The 6,000-nt window shown below is 33.7% G+C and carries 6 protein-coding genes and 1 riboswitch; of the genes, 4 read left to right on the forward strand and 2 right to left on the reverse strand.

Annotation, left to right across the window (positions count from 1 at the left end; translation table 11 throughout):
• Window positions 1-397: 397 nt before the first annotated feature.
• Entirely contained in the window at window positions 398-895 is a 498-nt protein-coding gene (locus BM018_RS05850) for an acyltransferase (protein ID WP_092319572.1), read from the reverse strand.
• A gap of 614 nt (window positions 896-1,509) precedes the next feature.
• Here BM018_RS05850 and BM018_RS05855 point away from each other — a divergent pair.
• From BM018_RS05855 to guaA, 4 genes are all read left to right on the forward strand, one after another.
• Complete coding sequence (locus tag BM018_RS05855; RefSeq protein WP_092319574.1) at window positions 1,510-1,707, forward strand: hypothetical protein; 198 nt, start codon at window positions 1,510-1,512, stop codon at window positions 1,705-1,707.
• Window positions 1,708-1,816: 109 nt separating this feature from the next.
• Window positions 1,817-1,914: riboswitch (purine riboswitch) on the forward strand.
• Between the two features lie 72 nt (window positions 1,915-1,986).
• The gene (locus tag BM018_RS05860) at window positions 1,987-3,255 is read left to right on the forward strand and encodes a uracil-xanthine permease family protein (RefSeq protein ID WP_092319576.1); all 1,269 of its coding nucleotides are present in this window, start codon (window positions 1,987-1,989) and stop codon (window positions 3,253-3,255) included.
• A gap of 14 nt (window positions 3,256-3,269) precedes the next feature.
• The gene (locus tag BM018_RS05865) at window positions 3,270-3,848 is read left to right on the forward strand and encodes a xanthine phosphoribosyltransferase (protein WP_092319578.1); all 579 of its coding nucleotides are present in this window, start codon (window positions 3,270-3,272) and stop codon (window positions 3,846-3,848) included.
• Between the two features lie 47 nt (window positions 3,849-3,895).
• Window positions 3,896-5,449: a glutamine-hydrolyzing GMP synthase gene (guaA, locus tag BM018_RS05870; RefSeq protein ID WP_092319580.1), complete on the forward strand. Its 1,554-nt coding sequence runs from the start codon at window positions 3,896-3,898 to the stop codon at window positions 5,447-5,449.
• A 138-nt stretch (window positions 5,450-5,587) separates the two neighbouring features.
• Here guaA and BM018_RS05875 read toward each other — a convergent pair whose 3' ends face one another.
• On the reverse strand, window positions 5,588-5,872 hold the full coding sequence (locus BM018_RS05875; RefSeq protein WP_092319582.1) for a hydroxyisourate hydrolase: 285 nt from the start codon (window positions 5,870-5,872) through the stop codon (window positions 5,588-5,590).
• Window positions 5,873-6,000: the final 128 nt, after the last annotated feature.

Here is a 6,000-nt window from a genome sequence, read left to right on the forward strand (position 1 = left end):
TGCGGAGATTAAGTAGGAATTAACAAGGTAGGAAGCATTAATGAACAAGGAATTGCATGAGATTAAGTGGAAGTGATACTAAGAAAGCTCAGGCAAAAGAGAACAGAGAAGCTCTTAAAACAGTTACTCAGTACTATGCCTACAAGAGAGAATAAAGATGTTTTAATAACGGACGATAAACGCAGTCTTGACGTGTCCTTGGCGGAGATCGGTTTATCCAGAAAAGAAAAAGATACTTTCTACATCGAAATAAAGACGGAAAATTTAGTTTAAGTATTGACAAGGGAAGAGTTATTAAGTTATAATAAGAAAGCTCTAGCAGAGTAATATTCTGCCAGAGTTTTTTATGAATAGAGAGCAGTTATCTTTAATTCATATCTTCAAAAAGCAATTAAACCTATTTTGTTTTAATTCCTTCAGCTTGTTCAAGGACAGAATTTTTATTTCTATTTTTTATTTTACGAATAGGATTACCCGCATAAACAGACCACGGTTCAAATCGAAAATTTTCTGGTACAAAAGAATTAGCGCCGATGACAGTTCCTTCTAAAATTCTATTATTTGGCATCACTACGGAATTGGCACCTATTCCAGTATATTTTTCCATATAAATATCACCAACAATTTCAGCATTGTGAGAAATAAGTGCATTTACATAATCATTGGATTGGCACCAAATTTGAACTCCTGCAGCTAATCCAGAGAAATCTTCCATAGTAAATGTATAATTTGAACCTGCAATAACGCAGTAACGGTCAATAAGACAAAAATCACCCATCATTAATTTAGGTGAAATTAATGATCCATGCATAATATCACAATATGATCCTATTTCAGAATCACTATTTTTAATACTCGCAGTATCTGCAATATTTGTATGAACTCCTATTTTCATGTTTTACTCCTCAATACTTATTATTGGTATCATTTTGATATATTTTTCTATCTTATCATACCAGAATCTTTTATTTGATTTCTTCTTGTTTTCTCAACATATTTGTGCCAAAAATCCTTCTTTTTTTCAAGCAACAACACTAAATACTTGGCACGGAAACCTGGTCAACAATACGTAGCTCATAAGTCAGACAGGCAGATGGATCAATTTCGGTGAAATAAGATTTTCAAATCTGCCTGTGAGTTCAAAACCTCGACGCATACCTCCTATACCTGCAAGAAGACCAATTGTTTTATCTTCTTGAACAGTTGTATTTTATACTATTATCCAAGTAAAATCAAGATTTCATCCGGAATAAAAAAATCTTTTAAATTGTTATTTTACTTGACTTCTATTCATATCCAAGCTAATGTGTTTGTACACTGGAAATATACAAACTTCTACGCTTGGGATTATGAAGGAGGGATTCCGAAGTAGATGCACAGAAACAAGACTCTAGTGAACTTATTTCTGTGCATCGCTCAATTTGAACGCGAGGTTACAGGAATATACAGGTATTTCCCGAGTCAAACATATGTTAGAAAACAAAAAGGATTAATGGGAGCTTACAACAAGTGCCAGCTTCAGAAATAGAAGAATATACTTCTAAATTACTCAAACAAAAATTTGTGCTACTTTTTCAAAATAAACCTTTACAGGCCGATGCAAGTAATCCTATATTTTCTATTATTATATATAAGTTAGGAGGAGTCTTAATTTTCTTAAGTTATGCTTGGTACCTCTGGAAAACTATGAAAAAATTACCGGTATAAGTACAAGAGAGAGAGAGAGAGAGAGAGAGAGAGAGAGCAGTAGTAGTAGTAGTAGTAGAAAATTTATCTAAAAAAGCTAAGTTAGATTGACATTTTCAGTTTTATTTGTTATACTTATGTCAAGTGTTTTCATATATACTCGTAATAAGGTCGAGAGTTTCTACGAGGATCCGTAAATTCCTTGCTATGAAAAACTTGTAAGTATTCGCCTATTTCTATACAAGTTCATTCCTCTATCGACCTCTGAAGATTGCCATTAATTTTTAAGGAGTGACTTTTATGTCCAATTTTTCAATATTTATTTTATCGTTACAGCATGTGCTTGCTATGTTTGTTGCTAATATTACACCTATGCTTATAGTAGGTAGTACACTAGAGTTGAGCAATCTTTCTGAATTGCTTCAAGCAGTAATGCTGGTTGCCGCAATTAATACAACTATGCAATGTATGTTTGGCTCCCGTTTGCCTGTGGTAATGGGAGCCAATTTTACTTTTATACCTTTGGCAATTGCGATTGGTTCAAAATATGGTTATGATGCCGTTCTGGCTGCAGCATTAGTAGGAGGAATATTTGAAGCCTGCTTAGGAACAACAATGCACAAGTTGAAGAAATTTTTTCCACCTTTAATTACTGGAATTATATTATTATCTATTGGTTTATCCCTGATTCCAGTAGGAATCTCATCACTGGCAGGAGGTTTTGGTGCCCAAGACTTTGGCTCCTGGCATCATTATCTATTAGGAACTCCTGTAATCATAGCTATCATTTTACTGAACCAATATGCTAAAGGCCTCTGGAAAAATGGAGCATTATTTTTTGGTGTAGTGTTAGGTGTGATATTAGCTACTCTTTTAGGCTACATAGATTATAGTTCTGTCTTTCAAGCCAAAGCTTTTTTTGTTCCCAAACTTTTTCCTTATAAAATTACTCTTCAAAGTTTCCATTGGGATGCAATATTAGGTATGTGTGTACTTTATGTTGTTTCTGCAGTAGAAACGATGGGAGATATGACCGGTATTGTTCAAGCAGGTTTTAAAAGAGATCTTTCTTCTCGAGAGCTTTCTGGAGGTATTACTGCAGATGGTTTGGGATGTGTAGCTTCTTCCTTATTCGGAGTTACGCCTACAACTTCTTTTAGTCAGAATACTGGCATTATTGCTATGACAGGGGTAGTAGACCGCTCTGTTGTTCTTTTATCAGCAGGGATTTTATGTTTAGGAGCTTTTTCTCCCAAATTAGCAACTTTAATTCAAGTTATTCCTACATCAGTACTTGGAGCTAGTCTTATTATTATGTTTGCAATGATTAGTGTATCAGGGATCAAAATGATGACAGTCAATACATTAGGAGCTCGGGAAGCAATAATTATTGCTATTTCTTTAGGGATTGGTCATGGAATTAGTACACAACCTAATGCTTTAACTCAAGCTCCAGAAGCTATTAAATTGATTTATGGTGGATCCGGAATTGCTGTCAGTACTTTATTATCAGTTTTTTTAAACTATGTTCTTCCAAAGAATATAGAAGCTGAAAGTCAATCTATTTAATACTAATTTTTATTATGGAATCTCTCAAAAAAATGATTAGTCTTTACGGGACAATCCCTTCTGATGGTGTTGTTAAAGTTGACAGTTTTTTAAATCATATGATTGATCCTAACCTTATCCTCGAAATAGGGAAGGAATTAGCAGAGCGTTTCAACTTTGAAAAAATCGATAAAATTCTAACGATAGAAGCTTCTGGGATTGCTCCGGCATTAGGAGTTGCATTTACTTTAGGAGTTCCCGTTCTTTTTGCAAAAAAATCTTTACCGTCCACTATGAAAGCTAGCTATCAATCAGAAGTTAATTCTTTCACAAAGAAAAAGAATTATACGATTTTCGTATCTGAAGAATATATTTCTAAGGATGAAAAAATTCTTATTGTGGATGATTTTCTTGCTATGGGACATTCTCTTTTAGCAATGAATGATATTATCCATCAAGCCGGTGCACAATGTGTAGGTGCAGGTATTGTCATTGAGAAGAGTTTTCAACAAGGTCGTCAAATTTTAGAATCTCAAGGCATGAGAATTGAAAGTTTAGTTCGTATCAAAAATCTTTCTGTTAAAGAAGGATTTATCTTTTATGATTCAATTTGAAACATTTTAAAACTAAATTAATGGAAAATAAATTTCTAGGAGATCTCATGGTACAAATTCTCATTTTGGATTTTGGAAGCCAATCAACCCACCTTATAGCACGTCGATTCAAAGATCTTGGCTATCTTGCACAAATTGTTCCTTCAAAAATATCTGTAGAAGAGATTAAGGTTTTCTCTCCTAAAGCATTGATTTTTTCTGGTTCTCCTGATTCCGTCTACGAAGATTATGCTCAAAGTTTCGATCATAATATTCTTAATTTAGATATTCCTAAATTAGGTATATGCTATGGATTTCAGTGTGTAGTACACTATTTAAAGGGAAAGATCCAGCCTTCTAAGATACGTGAATACGGAAATTGTCCTATTCAAGTTATCAAAGATAATTCTCTCCTTTATAATATGGATACCGAATTCGTTGTTTGGATGAGTCATGGAGACAGCATTACTGCTTTGCCGGAGGGATTTCAATTACTTGCAGAGTCAAATCACCATCCTGCTGTAGCATGCTATCCTGAAAAAAACTTTTGGGGAGTACAATTTCATCCTGAATTAGAACATACTAAAAACGGAATAAAAATTCTTGAAAATTTCGCCCAAAAGATTGCTGAAATATCCCCTTCAAAAAGCAATATAGCACAAAAATTTAAACAAATTTCCCAGCGTATACAGAACGAGGCAAAAGACAAAACTGTTCTTCTTCTTATTTCTGGAGGGGTGGATTCTTCTGTTACAGCTGCAACATTACTTAAAAATCTTAATCCTCAAAACATTCACCTCATGTATATTGATACTGGTTTGATGAGGAAAAATGAAACACAAGAGATCGAAAGAATTCTATCTCAACTTGAAGCTAAGTATATTCACATTATAGACGCAAAAGATGATTTTCTCTCTGCTCTTAAAGGTGTTACTGATCCTGAAGAAAAAAGACGTACCATTGGTAACATGTTTATTACTGTTATGGAGAAGGAAGTTAAAAAGCTTGATCTTCCCTCTGATTATCTCCTTGCTCAAGGTACTCTTTATACAGACCTTATTGAATCAGGTAAAGGCATAGGGAATACAGCACACATCATTAAAAGCCATCATAATGTAAATGTACCTTTTATTAATGAGAAACGTAAAGCAGGACTACTGCTTGAACCTTTAAACGAATGTTACAAAGATGAAGTTCGTGCCCTTGGGTTATATTTGGGATTGCCGATATCGCTCATTAATCGTCATCCTTTTCCTGGGCCCGGACTTAGTATACGTATTATTGGAGAAGTATCTCATGAAGCAATCTGCATACTTCAAGAAGCTGATTCTATTTATCTTGAAGAACTTCACAAACGTAACCTTTATGAGCAAATTTGGCAGGCTTTTGCTGTACTTCTTCCTGTAAAAAGCATAGGTGTAGCAGGAGACATTCGTAAATACGGGTGGACTATTGCATTAAGAGCAGTCTCTGCCACTGATGGCATCAGTGCAGATATTTTCGAGTTTCCTTGGAAAGATTTAAAAGAAATTTCCTCCCGGATTACCAATGAATTGCAGAGTGTAGTTCGGGTTGTTTATGATATTTCTTCCAAACCACCTGCAACAATTGAATGGGAATAATAACCTTTTTATTATTTAAGAAAACTATCCCTCCCTAAACATATTTTAAGGAAGAGATTTCTGCTTACAAGCATAGAAATATTTTATAGTATTAAAAACATTCTCAATAATTATTAATAGTACTTTAATATATCTTATCTAACTACTACGATATGTTGAATATCTATTCCCTGCAATAGTAATAGGAATATGGTAATGCTGAGTATCTGGAGTAGTAAAAACCATTTCAACATAAGGAAAAACAGTATTCTGTTTGCATGCAGTAAAATATTTCCCTGTTTGAAACACTAATTTATATGTACCTTGATTCTTATTAGAAGAATCTAAAAAGTTTGTAATTCGTCCGTTTTTATCAGTAATATTTGTTCCAACATATATCCATTGTTGTTTACTACTCAGTTTGAATAACTCTACAGACTGCAAATAGAACTACTAGTTAACTCTTTCCTAGATTCGTTCTATCATAAAATATGTTGTGAAATTATCGATACATATCAAACTTCTATAAGCAATATTTCTATTTATTTAAGCAATTCTAAGAAAGTCCATAA

Origin of the sequence: Brevinema andersonii (assembly GCF_900112165.1) — a bacterium.
GTDB classification, from domain to species: domain Bacteria; phylum Spirochaetota; class Brevinematia; order Brevinematales; family Brevinemataceae; genus Brevinema; species Brevinema andersonii.